Annotated in this window: 24 protein-coding genes; 8 read left to right on the top strand and 16 right to left on the bottom strand. The window is 48.0% G+C overall.

The window, feature by feature from the left end:
- Nucleotides 1-251 precede the first annotated feature (251 nt).
- Complete coding sequence (locus NE473_RS14385) at nucleotides 252-1,103, top strand: helix-turn-helix domain-containing protein (RefSeq protein ID WP_155560834.1); 852 nt, start codon at nucleotides 252-254, stop codon at nucleotides 1,101-1,103.
- 73 nt (nucleotides 1,104-1,176) lie between these two features.
- Here the strand turns inward: NE473_RS14385 and NE473_RS14380 are convergent, their stop codons facing one another.
- Nucleotides 1,177-1,524, bottom strand: a complete 348-nt coding sequence (locus tag NE473_RS14380) for a helix-turn-helix domain-containing protein (RefSeq protein ID WP_006772025.1) — start codon at nucleotides 1,522-1,524, stop codon at nucleotides 1,177-1,179.
- A 166-nt stretch (nucleotides 1,525-1,690) separates the two neighbouring features.
- Here NE473_RS14380 and NE473_RS14375 point away from each other — a divergent pair, with 166 nt between their 5' ends.
- Both NE473_RS14375 and NE473_RS14370 read left to right on the top strand, forming a co-directional pair.
- On the top strand, nucleotides 1,691-2,386 hold the full coding sequence (locus tag NE473_RS14375) for a response regulator transcription factor (RefSeq protein WP_006772026.1): 696 nt from the start codon (nucleotides 1,691-1,693) through the stop codon (nucleotides 2,384-2,386).
- 8 nt (nucleotides 2,387-2,394) lie between these two features.
- Nucleotides 2,395-4,674, top strand: coding sequence for a sensor histidine kinase (locus NE473_RS14370; protein WP_055651066.1), 2,280 nt, complete (start codon nucleotides 2,395-2,397; stop codon nucleotides 4,672-4,674).
- 119 nt (nucleotides 4,675-4,793) lie between these two features.
- Here NE473_RS14370 and NE473_RS14365 read toward each other — a convergent pair whose 3' ends face one another.
- Nucleotides 4,794-6,155 carry an MATE family efflux transporter gene (locus NE473_RS14365; protein ID WP_055651067.1) on the bottom strand — a complete coding sequence of 454 codons (1,362 nt, stop codon included), beginning with the start codon at nucleotides 6,153-6,155 and terminating at the stop codon, nucleotides 4,794-4,796.
- Between the two features lie 20 nt (nucleotides 6,156-6,175).
- Nucleotides 6,176-7,717 (bottom strand): NlpC/P60 family protein, encoded by a 1,542-nt coding sequence (locus NE473_RS14360; protein WP_055651068.1) that lies wholly within the window; start codon nucleotides 7,715-7,717, stop codon nucleotides 6,176-6,178.
- 204 nt (nucleotides 7,718-7,921) lie between these two features.
- Here NE473_RS14360 and NE473_RS14355 point away from each other — a divergent pair, with 204 nt between their 5' ends.
- Nucleotides 7,922-8,731, top strand: a complete 810-nt coding sequence (locus tag NE473_RS14355; protein ID WP_006772030.1) for a ZIP family metal transporter — start codon at nucleotides 7,922-7,924, stop codon at nucleotides 8,729-8,731.
- A gap of 47 nt (nucleotides 8,732-8,778) precedes the next feature.
- Nucleotides 8,779-9,582 carry a GNAT family N-acetyltransferase gene (locus tag NE473_RS14350; protein WP_022030265.1) on the top strand — a complete coding sequence of 268 codons (804 nt, stop codon included), beginning with the start codon at nucleotides 8,779-8,781 and terminating at the stop codon, nucleotides 9,580-9,582.
- 152 nt (nucleotides 9,583-9,734) lie between these two features.
- On the opposite strand, the gene atpC is transcribed toward NE473_RS14350, so the two are convergent.
- The 9 genes from atpC to NE473_RS14305 form a co-directional block, all read right to left on the bottom strand.
- Complete coding sequence (atpC, locus tag NE473_RS14345; protein ID WP_006772038.1) at nucleotides 9,735-10,151, bottom strand: ATP synthase F1 subunit epsilon; 417 nt, start codon at nucleotides 10,149-10,151, stop codon at nucleotides 9,735-9,737.
- Between the two features lie 12 nt (nucleotides 10,152-10,163).
- The gene (atpD, locus tag NE473_RS14340) at nucleotides 10,164-11,570 is read right to left on the bottom strand and encodes a F0F1 ATP synthase subunit beta (protein ID WP_002605330.1); all 1,407 of its coding nucleotides are present in this window, start codon (nucleotides 11,568-11,570) and stop codon (nucleotides 10,164-10,166) included.
- Nucleotides 11,571-11,609: 39 nt separating this feature from the next.
- Nucleotides 11,610-12,509 carry an ATP synthase F1 subunit gamma gene (gene atpG / locus NE473_RS14335; protein WP_022030264.1) on the bottom strand — a complete coding sequence of 300 codons (900 nt, stop codon included), beginning with the start codon at nucleotides 12,507-12,509 and terminating at the stop codon, nucleotides 11,610-11,612.
- Nucleotides 12,510-12,567: 58 nt separating this feature from the next.
- Nucleotides 12,568-14,085 carry a F0F1 ATP synthase subunit alpha gene (gene atpA / locus NE473_RS14330; protein ID WP_022030263.1) on the bottom strand — a complete coding sequence of 506 codons (1,518 nt, stop codon included), beginning with the start codon at nucleotides 14,083-14,085 and terminating at the stop codon, nucleotides 12,568-12,570.
- A 5-nt stretch (nucleotides 14,086-14,090) separates the two neighbouring features.
- Nucleotides 14,091-14,594 (bottom strand): ATP synthase F1 subunit delta, encoded by a 504-nt coding sequence (gene atpH / locus NE473_RS14325; RefSeq protein ID WP_006772041.1) that lies wholly within the window; start codon nucleotides 14,592-14,594, stop codon nucleotides 14,091-14,093.
- Nucleotides 14,575-15,075 carry a F0F1 ATP synthase subunit B gene (gene atpF / locus NE473_RS14320; protein ID WP_006772042.1) on the bottom strand — a complete coding sequence of 167 codons (501 nt, stop codon included), beginning with the start codon at nucleotides 15,073-15,075 and terminating at the stop codon, nucleotides 14,575-14,577. The genes atpH and atpF overlap by 20 nt, the downstream gene beginning before the upstream one ends.
- A 51-nt stretch (nucleotides 15,076-15,126) precedes the next feature.
- Complete coding sequence (atpE, locus tag NE473_RS14315) at nucleotides 15,127-15,345, bottom strand: ATP synthase F0 subunit C (RefSeq protein ID WP_006772043.1); 219 nt, start codon at nucleotides 15,343-15,345, stop codon at nucleotides 15,127-15,129.
- Between the two features lie 53 nt (nucleotides 15,346-15,398).
- Entirely contained in the window at nucleotides 15,399-16,061 is a 663-nt protein-coding gene (locus NE473_RS14310; protein WP_022030262.1) for a F0F1 ATP synthase subunit A, read from the bottom strand.
- Nucleotides 16,062-16,702: 641 nt separating this feature from the next.
- Nucleotides 16,703-16,870: a hypothetical protein gene (locus NE473_RS14305; protein ID WP_155521601.1), complete on the bottom strand. Its 168-nt coding sequence runs from the start codon at nucleotides 16,868-16,870 to the stop codon at nucleotides 16,703-16,705.
- A gap of 597 nt (nucleotides 16,871-17,467) precedes the next feature.
- Here NE473_RS14305 and NE473_RS14300 point away from each other — a divergent pair.
- Nucleotides 17,468-18,271, top strand: a complete 804-nt coding sequence (locus NE473_RS14300; protein WP_022030260.1) for an alpha/beta hydrolase — start codon at nucleotides 17,468-17,470, stop codon at nucleotides 18,269-18,271.
- Between the two features lie 36 nt (nucleotides 18,272-18,307).
- Here NE473_RS14300 and NE473_RS14295 read toward each other — a convergent pair whose 3' ends face one another.
- From NE473_RS14295 to NE473_RS14285, 3 genes are all read right to left on the bottom strand, one after another.
- Nucleotides 18,308-19,321 carry a transposase gene (locus tag NE473_RS14295; protein ID WP_055651069.1) on the bottom strand — a complete coding sequence of 338 codons (1,014 nt, stop codon included), beginning with the start codon at nucleotides 19,319-19,321 and terminating at the stop codon, nucleotides 18,308-18,310.
- A 448-nt stretch (nucleotides 19,322-19,769) separates the two neighbouring features.
- Nucleotides 19,770-21,026 carry a metal-dependent hydrolase family protein gene (locus NE473_RS14290; protein ID WP_055651070.1) on the bottom strand — a complete coding sequence of 419 codons (1,257 nt, stop codon included), beginning with the start codon at nucleotides 21,024-21,026 and terminating at the stop codon, nucleotides 19,770-19,772.
- A 29-nt stretch (nucleotides 21,027-21,055) separates the two neighbouring features.
- On the bottom strand, nucleotides 21,056-22,480 hold the full coding sequence (locus NE473_RS14285; RefSeq protein ID WP_022030257.1) for an APC family permease: 1,425 nt from the start codon (nucleotides 22,478-22,480) through the stop codon (nucleotides 21,056-21,058).
- Nucleotides 22,481-22,657: 177 nt separating this feature from the next.
- On the opposite strand from NE473_RS14285, the gene NE473_RS14280 reads away from it, so the two are divergent.
- Nucleotides 22,658-23,371, top strand: a complete 714-nt coding sequence (locus NE473_RS14280; protein WP_055651071.1) for a LytR/AlgR family response regulator transcription factor — start codon at nucleotides 22,658-22,660, stop codon at nucleotides 23,369-23,371.
- Nucleotides 23,368-24,678 carry a sensor histidine kinase gene (locus tag NE473_RS14275; RefSeq protein ID WP_022030256.1) on the top strand — a complete coding sequence of 437 codons (1,311 nt, stop codon included), beginning with the start codon at nucleotides 23,368-23,370 and terminating at the stop codon, nucleotides 24,676-24,678. Before NE473_RS14280 ends, NE473_RS14275 begins: the two co-directional genes overlap by 4 nt.
- 153 nt (nucleotides 24,679-24,831) lie before the next feature.
- Here the strand turns inward: NE473_RS14275 and NE473_RS14270 are convergent, their stop codons facing one another.
- Complete coding sequence (locus NE473_RS14270; RefSeq protein ID WP_055651072.1) at nucleotides 24,832-26,079, bottom strand: Nramp family divalent metal transporter; 1,248 nt, start codon at nucleotides 26,077-26,079, stop codon at nucleotides 24,832-24,834.
- Between the last annotated feature and the right edge of the window lie 21 nt (nucleotides 26,080-26,100).

Genomic DNA, 26,100 nt, shown 5'->3' with positions numbered 1-26,100 from the left:
TGGTAAAAGAATAAAGAGTCCGGCGATCCGGACTCTCGCGCCGGAGCGCGGTTGCTTCAGCAACCATACTTCCTTAGCGCGGAGTGCGCCTCCTGCCCGGAGGGCTTTTATGTAATAGGAGCACTTTCCTACTACATAAAAAAAGCCCTGCACATACTGCCGGGGCTCATATACATTCGACGCATTATGAAATTGATCACATCATAAAAAACTCATACTGAAAATCCATCAGGCACGAAAGGGGCCCCGCGATGAAAATTGAATTCTACAGAGAACAGGACTGGCTTTTCTCGGGTGAAGACGGCATCTGCACGAAAATCGCATTTCAGGATGCCGACACCCGTTCACACAACCACAATTATTATGAATTCTTCCTGGTAGGCGCAGGAAGCGCCACCCATCATATTAACGATAAGAAAAAGATTGTGAATACAGGAGCCCTGGTCTTCATCCGGCCAAAGGACGTACACAGCTTCCAGAACCCGTCTTCCGATTTCTGTTTTTACAACCTGCTCGTTTCCAGAGGCACTATGGATTCATGCTTTTCCTTTCTCGGCACCGGCTGCAATGCTGAACAGCTGATGGAAAACGAGATGCCTCCCTTCCGTCAGCTTCTTCCGGCGGAGTTAAACAATTTGCTTCCGTCCTTTGAACAGCTGTCTATCGCTCATGAACTGAACCTCGTCCGGTTCAATACCCTTTTGAGGGCCGCTGCCGTCAATCTTCTCACCAGCTATTTTCTTTCCTATAACCTGAAACTGTCCCATGACATTCCCACGTGGCTGGGGCTTCTTGCACTGGAAATGCAGAAACAGCAAAATTATCAGGAAGGCTTAAACGCCCTCTACCGCATCTCTCAGAAGAGTCCTGAATACTTATGCCGCGTCTTTAAAAAGCACCTGAATAAGACGCCGACTGAATTTATCAATGACATCCGCATCGCCAATGCAAAACTTGCTCTTGAATATACCAACCGGTCCATTTTACAGATCTGTGAAGAGGTGGGGTTTGACAACACCAGCCACTTCTACCATCTGTTTAAAAAGGACACCGGATTATCGCCCAAAGCATTCAGGGAGTTGTCCAGCGGAAGCCAGTACTAAATTTATTGGCATCTGCACAATACAGTACTGGTATACCGGCACATGGGCCATACTCCCCGACCGCCGTCAGGCATTATTTCCCGCTTTTTTTCTTATGCTTTGCCATAAACTCGTTTCCCGCCAGCCGGATCCCCATTTCCAGCCACATTTTCTTATCGGCCGGTGTCAGGCATTCCCCGATTTCCCTCGGGTCCATATCGGCAAAATTAAAATCACAGGACTGTTCCGAACGCTCCATTAAATAATCAGCGGTAACGCCAAAGTAATCGGCAATCCGGCAGAGCAGCTCCGATGAGATATCTGGAATCGGCTGTGATTCTATCTTACTGACGGTCTGCTGGCTGACGCCAAGTAAATCTCCCAGTAATGCCTGGGGAATTTTTTTCTGTCTCCTCAAACTATAGATTCTGTTTTTTCCCATTGTATCAATCCTTTTTCTTTTTATTGTAGCGGAAAGACTCCTGCTATATTACTTATATAATTTGTACTTTTAACTATATCTATGTGTTTTGTTGCTGATTCTTCAGAAAAAAGTAATGTGAATTTTATTCTGCCCGTTGTATAATAATGGAAAAGGAGGTTTTGACATGCAGAGTATATTAGTTTGTGATGATGATAAACAGATTGTGGAAGCGATTGATATCTATCTGACCGGAGAAGGTTTTACCGTAATAAAAGCATATGACGGCTACGAGGCGCTGGATCTGCTGGAGAATAATCAGGTAGATTTAATGATCGTGGATGTGATGATGCCGGGTCTGGATGGTATCAGGACCACGTTAAAGGTTCGGGAGACCAGCAGCATTCCCATTATCATCCTGTCCGCAAAGTCAGAAGACACCGACAAGATCCTGGGGCTCAATATCGGTGCGGATGACTACATTACAAAGCCGTTTAATCCTCTGGAGCTGGTAGCAAGAGTAAAATCCCAGCTGCGCCGTTATACCCAGCTCGGTAATATGAACCAGCAGACAGCCGGTCAGGTATATAAATGCGGAGGTCTGGCAATTAATGATGATAATAAAGAAGTCACGGTTGATGGAGAACTCATCAAGCTGACTCCCATTGAATATAACATTCTTCTCCTTCTCGTCAAGAATGCCGGAAAGGTGTTCTCCATTGACGAGATCTATGAACAGATCTGGAATGAAGAAGCGATCGGCGCGGATAATACCGTAGCCGTCCATATCCGCCATATCCGCGAGAAGATTGAGATTAACCCGCGGGAGCCGCGGTATTTAAAAGTGGTCTGGGGAGTCGGCTACAAGATTGAGAAGCAATAGGAGAGCGTATGAAAAGAAAAAAGGAACATGCAGTCCTGCTGCACATTCTTTTTGTCATCCTCGTGGTAACGGGAATCAGCATCATGTACAACAATCCCCACTACGGAGAAGGCATCAGCTGGCTTACCAATGAGACGTACGAGGATACACCGGAGTTCATCCGTCAGTTCAAGACGGACATCGACGATATCTTTAACTATATCAAATACAAAGAGGTATTTGAATCGAACGGGAAGCTGGCCTATGACAAGCCTGTCGTCCGTGTGACCACCGGTCCCGGGGAAGTACAGGAATATACCGTCGACGAGATGGTACGGATGGCCAAGTCCATGGGCTATTACCTGAATGAAAAGTTTAAGGTGGACGGCCGTTACACACCGGAAGACGGAGAACAGGACATCCGGGTGGACTGGCGCTCTTACGACCCGGACCATCAGGATTCCGAGCCCGGGGAATCTTATACCACCATGGCGGACCTGGCAAAAGAAGTGCTTGCCCATGTAGGGAATTACTATGCATTTCACTATAAGTTTATCCAGAACCCCAGCAATTTAAAATTCAGGGTATCTTTTAAGGGTGATTCTGAGGCCCCCAGGCTGTACAGCAATACGGTCATTGATAATCCCGATGAACTGAAAGCGCTGGGCCGTTATGTCTATGTAACCGGCGAATCCCTGTATATCGATACCAATTTAAATACGACGCTGAAAACCATATCGGCCCAGCTGGAAAAGTCTAATCCATACAACAACAGCAATTACTACATGATTGTGGCTGTAAACACGGCGTATCCCGTTCAGGATTCCTATTCTGAGGCGGCCAGATCCTATGACCATATGCGTCTGCTGTTTATCATCGGCCTTGTATCTTTGGCCATTGGTATCCTGGGTTGTGCCGCAAGCCTGTACTTCCTTATTAGTATGACAGGCCATATGGCTTCCTGTCAGGATGCGGTTACACTGGGAAGAATCGACAGGATCGCCACGGAAACCTGTCTGATCCTGTTTGTGGCCGCCGCCATGTGTGCCCTGTTTCTGGGAGAACACGTCGTCTACAAGGTCATCCACCTGTTTTTGTCGGAAGAACGCTGGTATTACGGGGAACTGGCCGCACGCCTGCTGATTCTCTATACCATCGGCATGATCGCAGCATTCAGCATGATCCGCCGTTATAAGGCGGGAACCATCTGGACAGGCAGTCTGACAAAGCGGATCTGCGTGAACGTCAGTCTTTATATTAAAAATCATCGTTTCACAACCCGGCTTGCATTGGGTTATATCTGCTATTTTGTATTTAACTGTGTGATGCTTGTGGCGGGTGCATTCGTATATTTTACCTATGACAGCATGGAATCCCGGATTTTAACAGGCCTTCTTGCTCTCGCACTGCTCTGCATGGACCTATGGGTTTTCCATCAGCTGTACAAGAACGCCTGGGAGACCGATCAGATTAATGAAGCGCTTTTAAAGATTTCCCACGGTGACACCAAATATAAAATCAACGCGGAGGCGTTTGACGGAAAAGAACGGGAACTGGCTGAGAACATCAACCATATCAGCCGCGGCTTAGAGACCGCACTGCAGGAAAAGGTAAGCAGCGAACGCCTGAAGGCTGACCTCATTACCAACGTATCTCATGATATCAAAACACCGCTTACCTCCATTATTAACTATGTAGATTTAATTAAACGGGAACATCTTCAGGACGCAAAGATTCAGGGTTACTTAGACGTTCTCGAGCAGAAATCCCAGCGGCTTAAGACACTGACGGAAGACCTGGTCGAGGCCTCCAAAGCCAGCTCCGGCAATTTAAAGATTGAGCTGACCAATATCGACTTTGTCGAGCTTATCTATCAAACCAACGGCGAATTCGAAGAAAAATTCCTGATACGCCATCTGGAACTGGTCTCCAGTTTTCCGGAAGAAACGGTCATCATCCAGGCCGACGGACGCCATCTGTGGCGCGTCCTGGAAAATCTTTATAACAATGCGTTTAAATATGCGATGGAACACAGCCGCGTTTACGTTGATGTCACCGCGGAAGACAGTCAGGTACTCTTTACCATAAAGAATGTATCAGAGAATCCGCTGAATATCAAAGGAGATGAACTGACGGAACGTTTCGTCCGCGGCGACGTGGCACGAACCACGGAAGGAAGCGGACTGGGCCTGTCCATCGCCAAGAGCCTTACGGAACTTCTCGGCGGAACGTTCACCATCTATATTGATGGAGATTTATTTAAAGTGCAGTTATCCTTTCCGCGTCAGAACGGAAAAGGAACTTCCTGACACGGAAACTCTCATTCCACAGAAATAAAAAAACAGGGATATTTTCTGGCATCCGCCTTTCAAAAGGCTGCCAGTCATATTCCTGTTTTTTATTTTCCAGATCTTCCCAAAATGCTTCTTTATTTAGGCGTGATCAGATGGACCCGGCTCCATTTTCCCGTCAGATACCGCATAAACGAAATGGCATAATTCGCCGCCCAGCCCATGGGAACCGCGTACCATACCGCCTGTACGCCAATCACCGGCGCAAATACTGCCGCTACAATCACGCGGATTGCAAGATTTACAAGATTGGCAATGGTAAAGACCACCACGTCTCCCGCCCCACGCAGCAGACCGTCTGTGGTCGCTTTTAAGCCGATAAACACGAAGAAGAAGGAGATAAACCGCACATATGCCATACCGGTCTGGAAAGCGGTCTCAGCGCTTCCCTCGTTTAGGAATCCGCGTATGAAAAGATCCCCCCACAGCTGCATGATTATGCAGATAACCACTGCAAAAAATCCGACCATGGCATAGCAGTAGCGATACCCCTGCTTCACCCGGTCCGGACGGCCGGCTCCGATGTTCTGTGCGGTAAAGGTCGACATGGCATTGCCGATGGCCAGCATGGGTACGATACAGATCGACTCGATCCTGGTGCCTGCGGCAAATCCGGCCATGACCGCAGAACCGAAGACATTTACCACCGACTGTACCAAAAGCATCCCGATATGGACGATAGACTGCTGAAGCGTGGAAGGGATCGCCACCCGCATCATATTGACCATCATTGTCATGTCGTAAAAATGAAATGCCTCCGTCACCTCATACGTTTTCAGGCGCTTCAGCAATATGGTGAAGGAGATCACCGCCGACAGCCCCTGAGCCATCAGCGTCGCCACCGCAACGCCTGCAACTCCCTGATGGAACCGGATTACGAAGAGCAAATCCAGCACAATATTCAGAAGAGACGAAAAGATCAGGAGATAGAGCGGTGTTCTGGAATCCCCCAGTGACTGAAAAATAGCCGCCTGTACATTATACATGAACAGAAACGGCAGCCCCACGAAGTAGATGCTTAAATATACAGAGGCATCCGCAAATACATTTTCCGGAGTATTCATCCACGTCAGGATCGACTCATTAAACAGAAATCCCAGTGTGCCGAGAAGAACGCTCAGTGTCAGGAAATTGATCAGTGTCGTGGAGATCGCCGTCTTCATATTCCCCAGCTGCTTCGCTCCCAGAAACTGGGATACGACCACCGAGCTTCCGATCCCACCTCCGATGGCAATGGCAATGAAGACATTGGTAATGGAATAGGAAGCGCCGACAGATGCCAGCGCCTCCTCACTTACGAACCGGCCTACCACTACCGAATCCATAATATTATAAAACTGCTGAAATAAATTCCCCAGAATCATCGGCAGTGAGAACAGAAGCAACGCCCTGCCCGGTGAATCGGTTATCATGTTTACTGCTTTTCTGTCTTTTTTCATACCCTTATTTTAAACCATTCCTATCCGAATATACGCCATCCGCAGATAAAGTTATTTCTCCACCAGCTGCTTAATGCACGTTCCACAACACGTCCGTTACTGGAGGACGCATCCACTACCTTTCCTCCGCCGGCCACGATTCCCACATGACCGCTTACGACGATAATATCACCTGCCTGAAGGCTGTTGAAATTCGTAATCTTCGTGTATTTTCCCACGCTTCGCCAGCCGGCCGAGGTCAGGTAACTCTGCCGTACGCCTGCCTGGTTCAGACAGTAGTAGACGAAACCGGAACAGTCAAACGCATTCGGCCCTTTTGCACCGTAGACATACGGACACCCCAGTTTGGATCTGGCAATGGACAGCAGTCCGCTGACACCGGAGCCGCCCTTTACCGTTCCGCCTTTGGAGCCGCCGCTGCCTCCGGATGAACCGCCTGAACCCGCCTTCTTTACGTTGCTTCCCGTCAGCTTATTCATGGTCTGACGGCCCACGGAGCCATCCGCGGTAAGTCCGTTGCTGCTCTGGAAAGACTTCACCGCTTTTTCCGTCACCTCACCGTAATATCCGGTAATATTGGCGGAAGATAAATAACCATATTTATTTAGCAGCTGCTGAATCCGGGTAACCGTCTCCCCCTGTTCCCCCAGCATCAGACCGTTGGCCTGTGCCTCTGCACTGTTCAGCGCCACACGGGTCGATGGCCCGAGATAGCCATCCACCACAAGGTCATTCCTTGCCTGGAACTGCTTGACCGCAGCCGCCGTATCATCCCCATACGCCCCATCCGGCGTGGTTGTTAAGTACCCCAGCTCCTTCAGACGCGTCTGGCATGCCAGAACCACATCGCTCTTCTCTCCATAGGAAAGAAAATTCGGTTTGATCTCATCGCTGTACAGGAGATTGATCGTCTGCCGTCCCACCTTGCCGTCGACATTCAAGCCATTGACCTCCTGAAGCTTAATTACCGCGGCCTCCGTATCATCTCCGAAATGTCCGGTCACCAGATCCCCGGTTGCCAGGTATCCCAGCTCATAAAGGCGGTTCTGAATTCGTTTGATGTCATCGCCGTCGACATCCTTTGAAACCGCATAGTATTTGGCGGAAGGAGTCATAATTGCATTCAGCGTCTCCGGGCCCACAATTCCGTCCTGCGCCAGATGATTCTGTCTTTGAAATGTCTTGACCGCAGACTCTGTCATCGTTCCAAAATACTGGGTCGGCTCATCATTATCCATAAATCCCAGATCCATCAGCCGCTGCTGCAGGCTTGCCACAATGGGATGTTCCACGCCATTTCGAAGATATTCCGGAACGGGATTCTCGTCCAGAACCGGAAGGTCCGGCAGTACCGGCACCGGCTCTTCTCCAATTGTCAGGATCTTTACCGGCTGGGGGCTTTTCTCAGTCTCCAGTTCGATCGAGAGGGCAGAGGGCTCCGGTGCCGTTGTCTCCTGCTCCGCACCATTCTTTTTTCCGCAGCCTCCCAGAACCGCTGCGACCGCCGCAGCCAGGAGTACTTTATGTATGAAAGATGTGTACCATCGTGCTTTTTTATTCATAAACGGGATTCCTTTCCTTTTGTCGAATCAGGTCTATTTTAGCACATTTACAGGGGAAAAGGGAAGGAAATTTATCTCATACGGGAATTTTCCACCGCTTGAGCGTTACATTTAATTTACCACTCCATTGCACAGTCAAAACCAATATGATATACTAAATAGAGTTAGATTTTGCTAACTCAGAAACCGAAAGGAGGTTTTATTATGGGTACATCTTTATTATGGGCAGCCGGTGGAACCGGATTTACATTTTTAATGACCACGCTGGGCGCGTCCGTAGTTTTTTTCTTTCGCAAAGAAGTCAATGCCTCCGTTCAGAGAATCTTTCTGGGATTCGCTGCCGGAGTCATGATAGCGGCTTCCGTATGGTCCCTGCTGATTCCAGCAATTGAGGAGGCGTCTCTGAATGGAGGCATCGGCTGGATTCCTGCTGCGGGAGGCTTTTTACTGGGTGTGTTCTTCCTGATCGCCCTCGATACATATCTCCCCCACCTTCATCCGGACTGCAGCAATCCGGGCTGTAACGAGGCGGAGGGCGTCTCTTCCAGCTGGAAGCGGACTACCCTGTTAGTCATGGCGGTTACGCTGCACAACATACCGGAAGGCATGGCGGTTGGCCTGTCCTTTGCACTGGCTGCACAGCACGGCAATGATCCGGCGCTCTATACCGCAGCCATGGCTCTCGCCATCGGTATTGGTATTCAGAATTTCCCGGAAGGTGCGGCAATCTCCCTTCCGCTGCGTCAGGAAGGTCTCTCTACCGGAAAAGCATTCTTCCGCGGCAGTATGTCGGGTATTGTAGAACCAGTCTTTGGTATCCTCACCGTACTGGTGGCGGGCGCCATAGAACCTCTGATGCCCTGGCTGCTCTCCTTCGCGGCAGGCGCCATGCTGTATGTCGTGGTGGAGGAACTGATTCCCGAAGCTCATTTAGGTGAACACTCTAACGCCGGGACACTGGGTGTTATGGGGGGATTCGTGATTATGATGATTTTGGATGTGGCACTTGGATAACTGCATCACGATCAATTTATATTTGACATCAGTAAAGGAGGGAAATCGTGAAAAAACTAACTGCTTCACATTACAACGACGCCATGGCGTATGCCCTTCTGGAACCGGAATTCAACCTCTTCCTCATCGGAGATTTAGAAAACTACGGCCTGGAGTCGGAAAACGTCTCCGTATACACGGCTGACACCTGGACAGGGGGTACGCTCCCCTACTTTATTCTGGATTACAGGAGTAATTTCCTGTTCTACAGCCATACCACAGATTACAATAAGGCTGAAGTAGCCGAATTTCTCTCCGAATTCCAGATGCGGAATCTGAGTGGAAAACGGGAACTGCTTGAACCCCTCATGCCGTTTTTAAAAGGTCTTGAGCTGGTCCCTACGTATCTGGCAAGACTTAACCAGACAGCCATTCCCGACGACCCTGCCTTTCCTGCAAGGCGCCTTCTCCCGGATGATATTGACGCGATCTACGCACTGCTAAAGCAGATAGACGAGTTTTTCACCATGCGGAGTAAGACGGAAGAGGAAAATCGGGAAGATATTCTGAATTCCATGACAAATGAAGGACGGATGTACGGTGTCTTTGAAAATGGAACGCTTGCCGCCGTAGCCGGGACCTCGGCCGAAAATTCCATGTCAGCTATGGTCGTCAGCGTCGCGACTCTGCCCGAATACAGAGGCCGCGGATACGCCACCCGGCTGGTAACCCGTTTGTGTCAGGACTGCCTTGCCGACGGCATGAAATTTCTCTGTCTCTTCTATGATAATCCGGAAGCCGGCGTCATTTACCGCAAGATTGGGTTTAAGGAGCTGGGGCAGTATGCTATGGTGAGAAGTATTGAAAAATAATCTGAATGCATAAAACCAGGAATCCGGCTTATTGAACTTTTCTGCAAAAAAGAAAGCTTCTGCAAAAGCACTCCCCGTCAAACATCTCGTTTGCGCCGGTGCCTTTGCAAAAGCTTTCTTTTCATCCGCTCTATTACTGTGTGTTTCAATTCTTAAATCTCATACTTATGTTTCAGCCTCAGCCTCGCCAGCGACCTCGCCAGCGACGCCTCAAAATGCGAATGTTCCTGGATGCTCTTACTCTGTCTGAGCTGCTCCTCGGCCCTCTCTCTGGCCTCCTCGGCACGCCTTTCATCAATATCCTCAGGACGTTCCGCAGTATCCACCAGAAGGGTGACACGGTTATTGATAATCTGTACAAAGCCGTTGCCCACCACGCCGTTAATCCATTCGCCGCTTTCATTCATCAGTCTCATCTCGCCGATCGCAACTGCAATTACCATGTCCTCATGGTGCGGCAGAACCTCTTTTTCTCCGTCTAACAGGGGGATGATGAGCTTCTGGCACGGTCCCTTAAAGAACACCTTGTCAGTTGCAATGATCTGCAGAAAAAATGTATTTGCGCTCACAGGCCCTCACCTCTATCTGCCTTCCTCGGCTCCTAATGTCTTTGCCTTCTCGATTACCTCGTCGATCGTTCCCACGTTAAAGAACGCCGCCTCCGGATACTGGTCCATCTCGCCTTCTACGATAGCCTTAAAGCCACGCACCGTCTCCTTCAAAGGAACGTACTTTCCGGCTACGCCGGTGAAATTCTCCGCCACGGAGAATGGCTGGGATAAGAATTTCTGGATCTTTCTGGCGCGGTTTACCGTGGTCTTATCCTCATCGCCCAGCTCCTCCATTCCGAGGATCGCGATGATGTCCTGAAGCTCTCTGTATTTCTGAAGGGTCTCCTGAACCATTCTGGCAACCTCATAGTGTTCCTCACCTACCACATCCGGTTCCAGAATACGAGAGTTGGATTCCAGCGGATCAACCGCCGGATAAATACCCTGTTCCACGATCTTTCTCGACAGAACCGTCGTCGCATCCAGATGGGCAAAGGTGGTCGCCGGAGCCGGATCCGTCAAGTCATCGGCCGGCACGTAAACCGCCTGAACCGAAGTAACAGAACCGTTCTTGGTGGAAGTAATCCTCTCCTGTAACTCGCCCATCTCCGTCGCCAGTGTCGGCTGATAGCCAACAGCGGACGGCATACGTCCGAGCAGCGCGGACACCTCGGAACCGGCCTGAACGAAACGGAAGATATTGTCGATAAACAGCAGCACGTTTTTATGCTCCTGGTCACGGAAGTATTCCGCCATGGTAAGCCCCGTCTCCGCTACACGCATACGGGCTCCCGGCGGCTCATTCATCTGACCGAATACCAGGGCCGTTTTCTCAATAACACCGGACTCTCCCATCTCGGTCCATAAGTCATTTCCTTCACGGGAACGCTCTCCAACACCGGTAAAGATGGAATATCCGCCATGCTCTGTGGCAATGTTATGAATCAGCTCCTGAATGAGGACCGTCTTGCCTACACCGGCGCCTCCAAACAGACCGATCTTTCCGCCCTTCGCATAGGGGGCCAGAAGGTCGATAACCTTGATTCCCGTCTCCAGGATCTCCGCTACCGGGCTCTGTTCCTCAAATGACGGCGGATCCCTGTGGATGACCCATTTCTCGCCTTCCTTTAACGGTTCGCCGTTGTCAATTGTCTCACCCAGGACGTTAAAAAGGCGTCCCAGTGTCTGCTCGCCGACAGGAACCCTGATTCCCGAACCGGTGGCCGTTACTTCCATATCTCTGCAGAGTCCTTCGCTGGAAGCAAGCATAATGCAGCGCACGGTATTATTTCCCAGATGCTGGGAAACTTCCATTACGCAGCGTTTTCCGTCATTATCTACCTCAAGGGCGTCCTTTATGCACGGCAGCTCCACGCCTTCCTCAAACTCCACGTCTACAACAGGCCCTAAAACCTGCACAATTTTTCCTTTATTCATAATCTGTTTCTCACAGCTCGTGAGGACTCCTCCTCTCTGTTATTTTTTCTTCTTCTTTTTTTGGGCCTTGGCTCCGCTGATTACCTCAGTGATCTCCTGGGTAATGGCAGCCTGGCGGACCCGGTTATAGGTAATTGCCAGTTCATCCAGCATATCCTGCGCACTCTTCGTGGCAGCCTGCATGGCCATCATTCTGGAATTCTGCTCGCTGGAGTAGGATTCCACCAGACCGCCATAGATAAATCCGGCTATATAGTTTGGTACGATGGCATCGATCACCGCCTTGGGCGATGGCTTCATCGTGATTTCCTCTAAATGGATGTCGATCGGTATGCCCTGGGGCACGCTGAAATTAGACTTCGGAAGCGGTAAAAGCTGCGTAATCTCGGCCTCCATCTTCATTGCATTGACCATTCTGGTATAAATCATGTATACCTCATCCAGTTTCCCGGACAGGAAATAATCCACGATTTTCTCCTCAATGATCCTCGCCCGGCTCATATTCGGGTTTTGCACCGTATACCGGAAATCCTGCTCTACCGGAATCCCCTTTCTCACAAAATACTGCTGGCCCAGCTCACCGACCACGAACAGCATGGGATTGCCGCCCTTGTCGATCTGTTCCTGCACCAGCTTGAATACGTTGTGATTGTATGCGCCCGCAAGGCCTTTGTCCGCGGTTACCACGATATATCCGATCTTCCTGTCTTCCGGCCTAATCTGCGGCCTCGTATCGAAATACGGGTCCTCTATCTCCGGTGTATGCCTGACAATTCGGGAAATGGTCCTCTGGAGCGCATAGAAATAGGGTTCTGTATCGGTTAAGTTTTTTCTGGCCTTTTTAAGCTTTGACGAGGAAATCGTATACATCGCATTCGTAATCTTCATCGTACTCTTGATACTGTTCATCCTGCTTTGTATCTCTCTCGCATTTGCCATATCTTACACCTGCTTCTGTTTATTTGTTTCAATTCACATTTCGAGTTTGCAGATCAACTCAAAATGATGCCATTGTGTTCTGTTTAAATTCTTTCACACCGTCTACAATGCTCTGCTTCAGCTCGTCGGAAAGAACTTTCTTCTCTTCGATCTCCTTCACGATTTCCGGATACTTCTGCTCAAAGAATGTCAGCATTTCCTTCTGGAAGCCCTTGATCTTTGACACTTCCACATCGAGAAGAAGCCGGTTATTAGCGGCTACCAGGCTGATGACCTGATCATGTAAGCTCATCGGATGGCAGAGCGGCTGTTTTAACATCTCCGTCAGTCCCTTGCCGTACTGGATCATCTCCTTTGTCGCCGGATCGAGGTCCGAACTGAACTGGGTAAATACTTCCATCTCACGGCACTGCGCCAGGTCGATACGAAGGCTTCCTGCCGCCTTCTTCATAGCCTTTGTCTGAGCCGCGCCGCCGACACGGGATACGGAAAGTCCCACATTGACCGCAGGTCTCATACCGGAGAAGAATAAATCGCTCTCCAGGAATATCTGTCCGTCCGTGATGGAGATAACGTTTGTCGGGATATATGCCGAAACATCTCCGGCCTGTGTCTCAATAATCGGCAGCGCCGTAATAGAACCGCCGCCCTTTTCCTCACTCAGCCTGCTGGATCTCTCCAGAAGCCTGGAATGCAGATAGAACACGTCGCCGGGATACGCCTCACGTCCCGGAGAACGCTCCAGAAGCAGAGACAGCGCACGGTAAGCAACCGCATGTTTCGACAAATCGTCATAAACAATCAGCACATCTTTTCCCTGATACATAAAATATTCTGCCAGAGCCGTTCCGGAATAGGGTGCGATATACTGAAGCGGCGCCGGTTCACTGGCCGTTGAGGACAGAACGATGGTATAATCCATAGCGCCATACTGGCTTAATGTGTTTACCATCTTTGCAACGGTGGAAGCCTTCTGGCCCACTGCCACGTAGATACAGATTGTGTCTTTGCCCTTCTGATTTAAAATGGCATCGATGGCAATCGAGGTTTTACCGGTCTGACGGTCACCGATGATCAGCTCACGCTGGCCGCGGCCAATGGGGAACATGGAGTCAATGGCTAAGATTCCAGTCTCCATGGGGACCGAAACGCTCTTTCTGTCAATAATACCCGGCGCCTCATTCTCGATCGGGCGGTAATCATCGGACTTAATCTCGCCTTTTCCGTCAATGGGGGCGCCCAATGCGTTGACAACCCTTCCTATATAAGCGTCGCCAACCGGGATACCGGCACGTTTCTTCGTTCTCGTAACCTTACATCCCTCTTTAATCTCTTTATCTGAACCAAACAGGATGCAGCCGATGTCATCCCGTCTGATATCCTGTACCATACCTTTTACACCGTTATCAAAGATAACGATCTCGCCGTACATGGCGTGGTCAATTCCATAAATCGTCGCGATTCCGTCACCGATTCCGATGACTGTGCCGACCTCCTGGTCTCTTGCATGTACGTCATAATCTTCAATCTCGCTTCTTAAGATGGAAATAATCTCATCTGAATTGATTGAACCCACGCTTCTCACCTCCGCATCAATATTTGCTCTAACTGTTTCATACGTCCTTTTATACTCCAGTCTGTCTCCACATCGCCGGTGCGGATCACAAATCCGCCGCCCAGACTGGAATCCTTAACAAGGCGGAGTTCCACATCCTGTTTCTGGTATTTCTTCATCAGCATCTGCTTAATTTTCTTAAGCTGCTCTGCGTCCGGCTCCGTCACGTAATACAACGTCGCTCGCAGACTGCCTTCCTGTTCGCATGCATAGGCATGGTACGCCTCGAAGACGTCTTCGATTAAGTCCATGTCCTGATGTCCACAGAGCACCTTAAGAAAATTCCTCAGCTCTGCCGGAAATACCCGGTCAATGACGCGGTTTTTTTCGCTTTTTTTCACCACAGGGCTCACGAGGGCTTCCTTCAGCTGGGGTACCTCGAGGAACAGCGCTTCCGCATCTGCCACCATTTCCTTCGGAACCTTCCGCTCGTAAAGCACCTGTCCGTAATTATTTGCTGCCTGCGTCATGAGAATCACCTGCTTCTGCTATATACTGGTCGTAGAGTGCCTGGTTCTTCCTGTCATTCATCTCGCCCTGCACAACCTTTGCAGCGGCCGCAAGTACCAGACCTGCAATCTGCGCTTCTGCTTCCCTCATTGCCTTTTCCTGGTCCGCATTCGCTGTCTTGTGGGCATTTTCAATGATTCTGTCAGCCTGTTCTCCGGCTTCTTTTATCATGCGTTCCTGTACGGTCTTCGCCTCTGCCTTTGCCTCTTCCACAAGCCTCTTTCCTTCTTCCGCCGATGCCGCCAGTTTCTCTTCATACTGACTTTTAAGCTCAGAAGCCTGAGACTCGGATTCCCTGGCATTTGTGATGCTTTGATCCACCATAGCCTGGCGCTTATTCATAATATCCATCACCGGTTTAATCAGGAAATGCTTGAGCAGAAGATACAGGACGATGACATTGACGATGTTCCACACAAGGTTAAAATCCAAACGTAACATCGAAATCGCCTGCCTTTCTATCTATATTCTTAACGTTTTGTCTGTCAGGCATTATTTTAAGAATAAGATGATTAACAGAGCAATAACGAAACCGTAAATAGCAGTTGCCTCGGCAAGAGCACAACCAAGTAATAAGGACTTGCTGATCTTTCCTTCTGCCTCAGGCTGTCTTGCGATTGCGTCTACTGCCTTTGAAGTTGCCAGACCAATACCTACACCTGCGCCTACACCTGTTAAAACTGCGATACCTGCACCAATAGCTGTTAACATAATAATTATCTCCTTTTCTCTTTTTAATTGTTTTGATTACTCCAACACTTTGGTTACTCCACTGCTTCTTTGATAAAGAGGGCAGTTAAGAATACGAATACATACGCCTGAATGAGTCCGTCAAAGATGTCAAAATACATGCTGAACGGAATCGGTATGATTGGCGCTACGAGCTGCTTAATCAGCTCCATGACTACAAATGAACCAAGCACGTTGCCAAAAAGCCGCATACATAAAGACAGCGGTTTGATAAAAATTTCCAGAATATTGATCGGAGCGATAATCGCTACCGGTTCTGCAAAGCTTTTTACCCATCCCTTAAGTCCCTTCTTATGGAAGCCCGCGTATTCAATCAATACGATGCTCATAAGGGCAAGTGCCGCAGTCGCATTCAAGTCCTTGGTTGGCGGTTTAAAGCCGATTAAGCCGATCAGATTCGCAACGCCGATATAGATGGCAACGGATATCAGATACGGAATATATCTTCGCCCTTCTTCTCCAACCAGATCATCAAAGAATTTGTAAATGCCGCCGATTGCCACTTCCAGCGCCAGCTGCTTCTTTCCGGGATTCTCCACCTTTAAATTTCTCACCAGGCAGATGGAAAGTATGGTCAGCGCCGCCATGATAATCCACGATACCACTACGGATTCAGCGATAGGAATTCCACCAAATACCGGAATGGTAAATACCGTTTCGCAGTTAAGTTCTTCCATTAACCTCTCTGCCAAATCCTCCGTAATGCTCACTTCCTTTCATTAAGACTTTCTAATACCATTATAATACTTGTACTCATATTTGTACATTAAGTATACCGTGTATCATACTTGCATCTGCAACAATTGTCAACTTTTCCGCCGCTTCTTAACAAATCGTTAATGAGACTAATTGTTTGAACATTTGGAACAATTTTCCCGGAGTTATTTCTGAAATTCTTATTAAATTTTTAAGGAAATTATGAAGGAATTATGAACATTATTAATTTGAACCCCATTTTTCTTAATTTTATACCAAAAATCATTTCAGTATTTTGTGAAATTTGACCGTGTTTTTTTTGTGTTTTTTATTTCCATCGTCATTACTACCTAAACGTTAAGTTAATATTCTGCAAATGATAGATAAAAAGGCTATCCCCATGGGACAGCCTTTTATTTTGACCATCAAAACTTACAAATGGCTCATCTATGTTTTTTATAATATTTTCGAAAAACTCTTCTTATTAAATAGCTTATTCTCCCGCCTTAAAGTTATAAATTGGTTTTATCACCTGTAAAATTTTTACCGTGGAATCGATGTAGTTCACAATATCATCCATGGCCTCATTGTACGTTCCTTTTACCGTTTTCATCTGTTACCTCTATGCCCTCTTTCCTGTTACCACCTTGCTTTTTTTACCGATTTTAACGCCCGATGCTTTATACTGGCTGCATCCGGCGCAGCATCCCTTTTTATCTGCATAAAGCCCTCTGGCGCATATGCCAAAGCCCATATAGTAAAGACATACTTCTTCTTTGACCTGTCTCATTGTCATCCCTCCTGAACTAAAAAAAGAGCCTCCCGGCTCTTCCAACATCTTTCCTATTCCTGTCATTGTCTCTTTCTCTGATCCTGTCGCTAAAATCCGCTTATTACAAGCGGCAGGATGTCAAATACTTCCTGTAACCCCTGTGCATTGCCTGAATTCCTGTATCGTCCGTCCCGGACGCTTCACATTCCTCCGGCTACACATCAGGCAGTTCGTTCACCTCTCATTGGCGGACGATCAGGATGGACCAGTTTAAGACTCAGCCGGCTGGCTGTTGGTTGAAACCGTATGATATCATCTGTATGCAGCTGTATGATATTTTGTGACTGTATGATCTGTGTTTGTATAAAGAATGAATAGCCGCGTTTCATCGCAGGTCCTCCTCTCTCTTTTCTTTCGATTACAGTATTCCTCACCATTATGGCGTTTCCATTACTCTATCATGGAAGGTTATGGAATGCAAGGGTATGACTGGAAGTGTAAGGATTATGTAAGGATTCATAAAGATACCGCTATAATTGGAATGAGGACTTTCACGCGCTTGCGGTTTATGGTATGATAGAGACAACGCAAAAACTAATAATAAGGAGGTTTCCCATGGGAGAAATGATTTCTTCATTCGACGGAACAAAGCTTTACTTTAACAGAGAAATGCCGGAACAGGCAAGAGCTGCTGCCGTCATTGTGCATGGACTCTGCGAACACCAGGGGCGGTATGATTATCTCGCAGATCTTTTCCATCAGGCAGGCATCGGTACATACAGATTCGACCACAGGGGGCATGGCCGTTCCGAGGGTGAACGCACGTATTATGATGATTTTAATGAACTTCTGGATGATACCAACGTAGTCGTGGATATGGCGATTGCAGATAATCCGGACCTGCCAGTCTTCTTAATTGGTCACAGCATGGGGGGATTCACAGTAGCATTATACGGGGCTAAATATCCGGATAAGAAGCTGCGGGGTCTCATAACCAGCGGCGCTCTGACAAAAGACAACGGCGGACTGATTACCGGTGTTCCAAAAGACTTGGATCCCCACACCCTTCTTCCCAATGAGCTGGGAGCAGGTGTCTGCTCTGTAGCCGAGGTTGTAGACTGGTATGGAAAGGATCCCTATAATACTAAAACCTTCACAACGGGTCTTTGCTACGCGCTCTGCGGGGGACTCGACTGGTTTAGTGGAGCTATCCGGGACTTTACCTATCCGGTGCTTATGCTTCACGGAGAAAAAGACGGACTTGTAAGCGTAAAAGATACTTACGATTTCTTTGCGGAAGCGCCGTCCAAAGATAAACAGATGAAAATATACGGCGGTCTTTTCCACGAAATCTTTAATGAATACTGCCGCGATGAAGTGATTGGAGATGCGATCCGGTGGATCGAACAGAGAATATAAATTCGTACAGGGCGGCTAAAACAGCCGCCCTGTCTGTTAGTGAACTCCATTTCCCCATTTGCGATACCATTCCTGTACACGGCTGCAGTCTATTCCTATCATTCCGGCTGCATCTTCCGCTGAGAACCCCCTGTCATACATATTTTTAGCTGTAATTACAGACCGATTTTCATCTCCCCGAATGATACCCATGGCCTCACCCGTTTTAATTCCTTCTGACAATCCTTCTGACAGCCCCTCCATTCTGCCATCCTCAATCATTCCACGAATCGCTTCACACATATTGATCTTCCCGCCTTTCTCCCTGTACCGCTCTTTTACTTCTTCCAGCTCCCTGGATTCCGTCAATGCACTGATTACATCATACGCGTCTTCCGCAAGTTCCTTAAACCGTTCTTCATTCTGAAAGGTAAACCTTTTTGCAGCATTCTTATCCGCTGCCTTTTGGATAAATCCAAATACCTCTCTCAAATCCGTCCGGAACCTCTCTGTCTTTTCAAAATGCCTGACTTCTAAAATATGTATCCGGTAATTATTAAGCATTCCCCTTATTTCTTCCGGAATTCCGGTTAAATCCAGCATCTCATATAACGAACCGGCCCCCCGCCATGGTTCTGTACCATAATACAGAACGATGGTAAAAACCGCTTTCAGCCGATCCTCTTTTCTGATTCCTCCAAGAAATTCTTTAGAAGAAAGCTTTTTTAGCCTTCGATTTTGTCTTTGAAGCGTTCGAAGCTGTTCATCATATCCTGCCGCATCTTCCAGCATAATCCGCACCGGCATTCCATAATGAATCAGATTCTGATGTTCCAGGCCAACGATTATAAAGTTCATTCCAAAGATTATCTTCCTAACGGCATCCCGGTATTTTTGAATGGTCACCCACTCCTTAAACCGCCCAAGCAGTCCGTTTATCACAGGATTACCACTCACTATATCTTCTGCTTTAACAATCTGCCGGCCATTAAATATATATGCATTAATCAGGTCTGCATACCGGTACTCATCCTCGAAATACTGTGCCAGCGCAACATCACACTTTCCCATGTTTTACCTCCTGTTCCTGCTACAGTTCACCGGATCAGAGAAAAACCTTTTATTACGCTGTCGAAGACGCTACAAATACAGCCCCACGGCCTTCGGGAGCATTTCTTCTCTGTCATTAAAGCATATAAGGGATCTACTGGCTGAACTGCCCGAACTGGCCTGGTTATGGCCTTGAATACTAGATTTTTGACTTTTATTTTTAACTCAAACTCTTTTTATACCTCAACAAAAAGTATATTTTATCCATTTATAGAGTATCACAATTCAGTCTCTTTTTCAAGCATATTTTTACATATCAGTCAATTAAAAAAGAGTCCCTTCTGCTCTGACTCCGTTCAAAAGAGTAAGCCCACCAGGCGCCGGCTGTCTGACTTCTTACAAAAAGGCCACAGAAAACAGCGCCGCCCTCTGGCGGCTGCTGTATCCTGCGGCCCTTCTATTCATGTATTCAATGGCGTTTTACAAAACACCCTTCCTTCATGATCACCTTCATATTCTCCACGCAGATGTTCCTGATATTTTCCAGTGGATTCCCGTCAAGAACCAGTAAATCAGCACTCTTGCCTTCCTCCAGTGTACCGGTTACGTCATCAACCTTCAGCATCTCAGCGCCTACTTTGGTAGCGGCAACGATGGTATCCATTTCGCTGATGCCTGCACACTCCACGAAGGAGTACATCTCACCCATTGCGGTATAACCGTATGGCGTCAGACTGGAGCAGAAGGAATCAGAACCAATGGTAAGACCAATGCCTTTCTCTTTTGCTCTTCTTAAGTTAGCGTAAACACGGTTTAATTCTTTTTCCACGACATCGCTGCCCTCGAATTGATCATGGATTTCCGGTACGTATGTCGGCGGATATGTCTTAAACCATTCGTGTAAGAACTGGATCGTCGGGCAGAAGTAGATACCTTTTTCCGCCATGATATCAAGACACTCGTCATTTAAAGCCTGGCCGTGGATAATCAGATGAACACCGGCCTTTGCGCAGTCTAATGCACCGCCAAAGCCTTCACAGTGAGCCCACACCGGGATTCCCACCATATTGCATTCGTCTACGACCGCCTGGATCTCTTCCATGCAGTAATGCTGATCCAGCTTCTGGTCCCAGCGCCAGATTCCGCCGCCGGTTGCCCAGATTTTAATTGCATCAGGGTTATCACGCAGTCTTCTTCTCACTGCTTTTCTTAAATCCCACGGCCCGTCGATTCTCTCTGCCCACGGATGGCCCAAATCATTATGCTCTTTTAACAGTTTATGGGAATCTCCATGGCCTGCTGTACGGCAGAATCCAAGACCGGTACCGACAACACGGGGACCTTCCATGATTCCGGCTTCTACCATATCGCGGATTGCAAGGCCGTTGCGTCCGATCTCGCCAACCGTGGTAAGGCCTGTTTCCAGACATTCGTGCGCCTGCTGAACAGCTACAACAGCCTTCTGCTCAACACTTTCCAGTACCCAGTCACTGTCGTCATCCGTTAAGTTTCCGGAGAAATGCAGATGAGTATCGATTAAGCCGGGCATTATTGTCTTTCCTGAAATATCGACGATTTCATACTCCGGTCCAACTTCTTTTCCCGCTCCCGCATAGGCAACTTTTCCGTCCCTGACCAGAACCAGGGAATCCTTAACTGGCTCCGCACCGGTACCGTCGATCAGCAGTCCGCCGACAAATGCGGTATCTTTTAATTCTTTCTTCATGGTAAAACCTCCTTTAAGTGTTTGATATATTATTTTTTCTGAGAAAACATTTTTAAAATGAGACCAACGATCAGCCAGCCCGCCACGATCAGCCACTCTACCGGCTTTAAGGCCGCCGGGCTCATCGGAATAACCATCAATGCGATAATAATGGAACCAGCCAGACAGGCGGCTCCGATTCCCAGCCTGCCGCCAGGTACTTTATACGGTCTCGGAAGGTCCGGTTCCGTCGTCCTCATGCGAAGACAGGCAAAACTTACCATGGTACAGGAGAAAATAAATGCCAGTGCGGATACATTGGTCAGAGGAACCAGCATTTTCTTTCCCAGAAACGGTCCGACGATGGTCAGACAGGCCAGAAGCGTATTTGCCATTTTGGGAGCACCGCTTTTGGGATCGATTTCAGCAAATTTCTCAGGAAGCTGGCCTTTTCTCCCCATTGCCAGCATGATTCGGCTGGTGGCTCCATAAAAGGAGTTCATCGGTCCCATCGGCCCTAAGGTTGCGATAACCAGCATAATGACATACAGGATCATATTGATGTCTCTTAAGCAGGCCAGAGCCGGAACGGAATTCTTTACAAAATCGGACCACGGAATAATGGTTCCGAAGGAATAGATACAGATCATGTAGAAACCGCCGGCAGCCAATAACGCCATACTGATCACCTTGCCGAATTTATTCCAGTCAAGGCCCTCCGCCGCTTCCTCTGCCTGCTGCGGAATCGTATCAAATCCAGCATAGAAGAACGGTGTCATAACAAGAACGGATACGATTCCGGCAAACATATTGGTCGCACTTGTCGAAGATCCCGCTCCTTCCACCTGTCCGAACGCAGGTAATATGTTGTGCGGGCCGCCCTTTACAAAGGAAATGGCCATAGCCAGAAGCATGCCTCCCAGCAGCGCCTTCGTCAAAAACGCCTGCAGCTTGGCAGCGGAACTTGCACCTTTAAAATTCAGGAAAATCACGTAGCATGCAAAGCCCAGCGCGATGATGGTCGGGAACAGATAGACATCAGCACCCATAATGGTATAGAGCTTTACAGACCGAAGAAACGGCAGCATGTCGCCAAACATGTCAGAAACAAGCGTCGAGATTGCGATTGCCTCCCACGGACACAGGATACCGTTTCCAAGTGCCAGAAACCAGCCCGTTATGTAAGAAACATTTTTGCCAAAGGTTCTGTCGACATACTCGACGATTCCTCCCGATATCGGTATCGCTGCCGTCAGCTCCCCGAATACCGCGCCAATCGGAAGCAGAAATAAAGCGCCGATAAAAAATGCAATCATTGCAGCGACAGGACCGCCGCCGATAATCATCCAGTCACCAACCAAAAGCACCCAGCCCGTCCCGATGATCGCGCCGAAACCGATTGTGAAATAGTTCCAGATGGATAAGGTTTTCTGCATACCCGGCCCTTCCGGAGCTGTCTGTTTGGAACCAGCCATAGAATTAATTCCCCCTTTTATTTGGTATATGTGTCACTTGACAAAAGCCATTTTAACTCTTATGATTTTATAGTCAATTGTCTGTGCACAAAAGACATTTTTCATGTCAGAAACGGCACCTGTTTCGTTAATTTTGATCTGTTCGCCCGGCGAATTGGTTCAGAGAGGAGAAGCTTTATGTATAAAGTTGCAATATGTGATGACAATCCGGCAGACTTACAATTAATAACTGATTATCTGACAGAACCAGAATTTCGTTATCCGCTGGAACTGTTCTCCTTCCATGACGGCGTAGAGCTGGCTCATGCGTATCAAAAGGAAGGTCAGTTTGATTTAATCATCCTCGATATGATGATGGACCGGTTAAACGGGATCGAAACAGCGCTAAAAATACGAAAAGTGGATCAAAACGTTGCCATTCTCATCGTAACGGCAACTGTAGAATACGCCATTGAAGGCTATAAGATCAACGCGGCCCGCTACATTGTAAAACCGGTATCAAAACGGGAATTTCAAAAGATTACCAGGAATATTTTTGCCTTCATTGATAAAAAGAGAGGGGCTTATTACCGTTTTCCCAGCAAAAGCGGAACTACCGTCATCTCCATGGAAGATATCTTCTATTTTGAGTCGGACATCCGTTCCATCCACATCTCTTCCAGACAGGGTGACTATACCTTTACCGGACGGATCAGCGCTGTGGAAGAGCAGACGGAAGGCCATGGATTTCTCAGGGTCCATAAGAGTTTCATTGTAAATCTAAAGCACGTTCACAATATTTTTAAGGATTCCGTAACATTAGATAATGGAGAAGTGATTCCCTTAAGCCGTCACCGCCACAGGGAAGTAAATCAGAAATTTTTAGATTATATGGAGGAGCAGATCATATGACGGTCTATTACCAGCTGGTGCTGGACACGATTCTTTCCTGTGCCGAAACACTGATTCTGTTTCAGATGTACCGCGCTTTTTTAAGGCGTAACTCCCGCCCCAACAAATACTATTATCTGGGGCTTTTTTCATATTTCGTTTTTCAGCTTGTCACGTACGCCGGCCGCTGGCCCCTGTTTTCGGCCTGGATCTACTATCTGCTGTTTACGCTTTTGCTGGCATGCCTCTTTTTCGCGGATACACTTCAGATTAAAATTCTCGTGACATACCTCTTTGTCACCCTGCATTATTCGTGTAAACTGGCCTGCTCCACATTTTTTATGGCATTAAAGCACGCGGATCTGCCGTCGGTCCCCTCCCACCTCATTCAAAGCCCGCTGTCACAGATCGCTGCCTGCATCGTTTTTATTCTGTTTACCTGGCTGTTCATCTATTTCCGCAGCATGCGCCGCCACAATAAATACAACCTGTATTCCGCCATCACCTACTTAGCGCCGGCCGGAATTCTCTTTATCGTCATTCATCAGTTCTATCTGCGGACCGCCGGTCAGACCGCTCCGTTTTATCTGTCGGAGTCCGGAATATTGATGTGTACCTCCTTTGCACTGTTCTATCTGATTGATAAGACCGAGATGATCGACGAAGCCAGTGAGCGGAGTCTGATGGCCTCCAAGCTGCTGGAACATCAGAAAGATTATTATAAGAGCGTGGAGAAGTCTCAGCATGAAGTGGCAGCCATGCGGCACGATCTGAAAAACCATCTGCACTGCATCGCTTCCTTTATCGAACTGGAACAGTACCATGATGCACTTCATTATATCGAAGAGATTTACGCGAATTCCAGGCACCTGTCTTCTACCGTTAACATCGGCAACAATCTGATCAGCATTCTGCTGAATGACGCGAAAGAGAGGGCCTCTCAGAATAACATACGCATGACGGTAAACGTTATGGTACCCCCGGATTTACCGATTGACAATGTAGATTTATGCGTGATTCTGGGTAATTTACTGGACAACGCGCGGGAAGCATGCTGCCGTATGGAAGGCAATGAGGAAGACCGTTTTATTGAGGTGGAAATTGTATTCAGGAAGTCTTTTCTTATTATTAAAGTAACCAATTCCTTTAACGGTCAGTACATTCTGAAGGAAAACCGGTACGAAAGCGTCAAAAAGGACCAGCATTTCTGCGGTATCGGCCTCTCCAACGTGCGCACCACGGTAGAAAAGTACGATGGAGAAATGAAGGTCACCCCCAATGAAAAGGAATTTGTGGTTACAGTGATGTTAATGCTGCTGGGAAACTGAAAGGCCGGACCGCCGCAATCCCTTCTTCACCTGAAATACAGAATAAAAAACCAGGAAAGAGAAAACAATCCGAGTTTCAGCAAGATTGTTTTTTCTTTCCTGGTTTTTTATTTTTCCATCATCCCACAGTCTGTCCTTCTTCCATATCTTCTATTAAAGAAAGAACATTTTCCAGAGAGCAGAACCTGTCATAATCAAAGCAAAGGCATAGCTGATCACCATACAGACCTGAAGCACCCGCGGAGTCTTTAAGCCGGCATTTACATCCCTGCGGAAAATCAGGCGGCAGACGAAGAATCCGCCGAATGGTGTGGCGACTGCCGTCGCAATATTGGCAATAAAGATCAGCTGGGTGGGGGAACCGCCGTAGCTGTAACAGATGACTGCCGCAAAAGCGATGCAGAGAAGACAGCCCCAGCGGATAAACTTTGTCTCCAGTCCCACTGGTTTATCAATACCCGCTGCCAGCAGTACCATCCCACGCTGCGTATTGCCAAGCAGTGATGAAAATCCCGCCGCCAGCAGTGCAATACCCATAACGACCGGCGCCGCTTTTCCTAAAAACGGAATGAGAAGGTCGCCCAGCTGAGCCGGTGCCTTTATAGCCGTTCCCGTTGGATGCAGCACAATCGCGCCAACCAGTACAATGGCTCCTGATATCAGGATAACGGCAGCAACATGGGCAATAGCATCCGCAAGCATGATTCCGTTAAATAAATCTTCTTTTTTCCACTTCTTTTCAACGCCGAGATACGTTCCGTAAATACCGGCGGTGATGGCTGCATTGGTACTTATGTACGCCAGTGCTGTCGTGAGGCTGCCTTCCGTAACCGTCCAGTGAGTCAGCCCTTTTCCAAGTTCTCCCCACGCCGGCCCGCCTGTGGCAGCCAGTGTGGCATAAAAACAGACAATCATTCCAAGGATACACAGAGTAATCAGCTTTTCCACCTTGGAATAAACCCCTTTCGTGAAATAGCATACCAGGATAATCGCAATCATAATAAGGGATCCCAGCTTCCAGTTCATTCCGAAGATCAGATTCATACCGGCTCCCGATCCTGTTATATTTCCCATTGTAAAGAACAGGCACGCGAAAAATGTAGCCATGCCGACAATGACCGCCGCCCCTTTTCCATAGTAATGGCGGATGGCATGAATCACCGGCATTCCCGTAAGCATGGAGATCCTGTATGTCGTCAGCATGAATGTAATGCCCATAAATGCAATGGGAACGACAAGCCATATCATTGAGTATCCATAGTTGGATCCCAACATCGCAGATGTGGTGATATTTCCGGGCCCGATTACAACCCCCGCCAGAATGATACCCGGACCAATACGTTTTAACAGTTCCAGAAATGATGCTTTTTTGACTTTTGTCTGGTCAAATGCTTCCCCCATATCTTCACCTCTCCTGCAAAA

This window comes from Hungatella sp. SL.1.14, assembly GCF_024460495.1.
Classification (GTDB): Bacteria; Bacillota; Clostridia; order Lachnospirales; family Lachnospiraceae; genus Hungatella; species Hungatella hathewayi.
This window is presented reverse-complemented; position numbering and strand designations above follow the sequence as displayed.

Coding starts and splice junctions, on each gene's coding strand:
- NE473_RS14300 (WP_022030260.1), top strand. CDS start 17,468: ATGGGAGAAATGATTTCTTCATTCGACGGAACAAAGCTTTACTTTAAC.
- NE473_RS14360 (WP_055651068.1), bottom strand. CDS start 7,717: ATGAATAAAAAAGCACGATGGTACACATCTTTCATACATAAAGTACTC.
- NE473_RS14270 (WP_055651072.1), bottom strand. CDS start 26,079: ATGGGGGAAGCATTTGACCAGACAAAAGTCAAAAAAGCATCATTTCTG.
- NE473_RS14305 (WP_155521601.1), bottom strand. CDS start 16,870: ATGAGACAGGTCAAAGAAGAAGTATGTCTTTACTATATGGGCTTTGGC.
- atpD (WP_002605330.1), bottom strand. CDS start 11,570: ATGAATAAAGGAAAAATTGTGCAGGTTTTAGGGCCTGTTGTAGACGTG.
- NE473_RS14375 (WP_006772026.1), top strand. CDS start 1,691: ATGCAGAGTATATTAGTTTGTGATGATGATAAACAGATTGTGGAAGCG.
- atpF (WP_006772042.1), bottom strand. CDS start 15,075: ATGTTACGTTTGGATTTTAACCTTGTGTGGAACATCGTCAATGTCATC.
- NE473_RS14370 (WP_055651066.1), top strand. CDS start 2,395: ATGAAAAGAAAAAAGGAACATGCAGTCCTGCTGCACATTCTTTTTGTC.
- NE473_RS14380 (WP_006772025.1), bottom strand. CDS start 1,524: ATGGGAAAAAACAGAATCTATAGTTTGAGGAGACAGAAAAAAATTCCC.
- NE473_RS14385 (WP_155560834.1), top strand. CDS start 252: ATGAAAATTGAATTCTACAGAGAACAGGACTGGCTTTTCTCGGGTGAA.
- NE473_RS14275 (WP_022030256.1), top strand. CDS start 23,368: ATGACGGTCTATTACCAGCTGGTGCTGGACACGATTCTTTCCTGTGCC.
- NE473_RS14280 (WP_055651071.1), top strand. CDS start 22,658: ATGTATAAAGTTGCAATATGTGATGACAATCCGGCAGACTTACAATTA.
- NE473_RS14355 (WP_006772030.1), top strand. CDS start 7,922: ATGGGTACATCTTTATTATGGGCAGCCGGTGGAACCGGATTTACATTT.
- atpE (WP_006772043.1), bottom strand. CDS start 15,345: ATGTTAACAGCTATTGGTGCAGGTATCGCAGTTTTAACAGGTGTAGGC.
- NE473_RS14295 (WP_055651069.1), bottom strand. CDS start 19,321: ATGGGAAAGTGTGATGTTGCGCTGGCACAGTATTTCGAGGATGAGTAC.
- NE473_RS14285 (WP_022030257.1), bottom strand. CDS start 22,480: ATGGCTGGTTCCAAACAGACAGCTCCGGAAGGGCCGGGTATGCAGAAA.
- NE473_RS14365 (WP_055651067.1), bottom strand. CDS start 6,155: ATGAAAAAAGACAGAAAAGCAGTAAACATGATAACCGATTCACCGGGC.
- atpH (WP_006772041.1), bottom strand. CDS start 14,594: ATGACGCAGGCAGCAAATAATTACGGACAGGTGCTTTACGAGCGGAAG.
- atpG (WP_022030264.1), bottom strand. CDS start 12,509: ATGGCAAATGCGAGAGAGATACAAAGCAGGATGAACAGTATCAAGAGT.
- NE473_RS14290 (WP_055651070.1), bottom strand. CDS start 21,026: ATGAAGAAAGAATTAAAAGATACCGCATTTGTCGGCGGACTGCTGATC.
- NE473_RS14310 (WP_022030262.1), bottom strand. CDS start 16,061: ATGGAAGAACTTAACTGCGAAACGGTATTTACCATTCCGGTATTTGGT.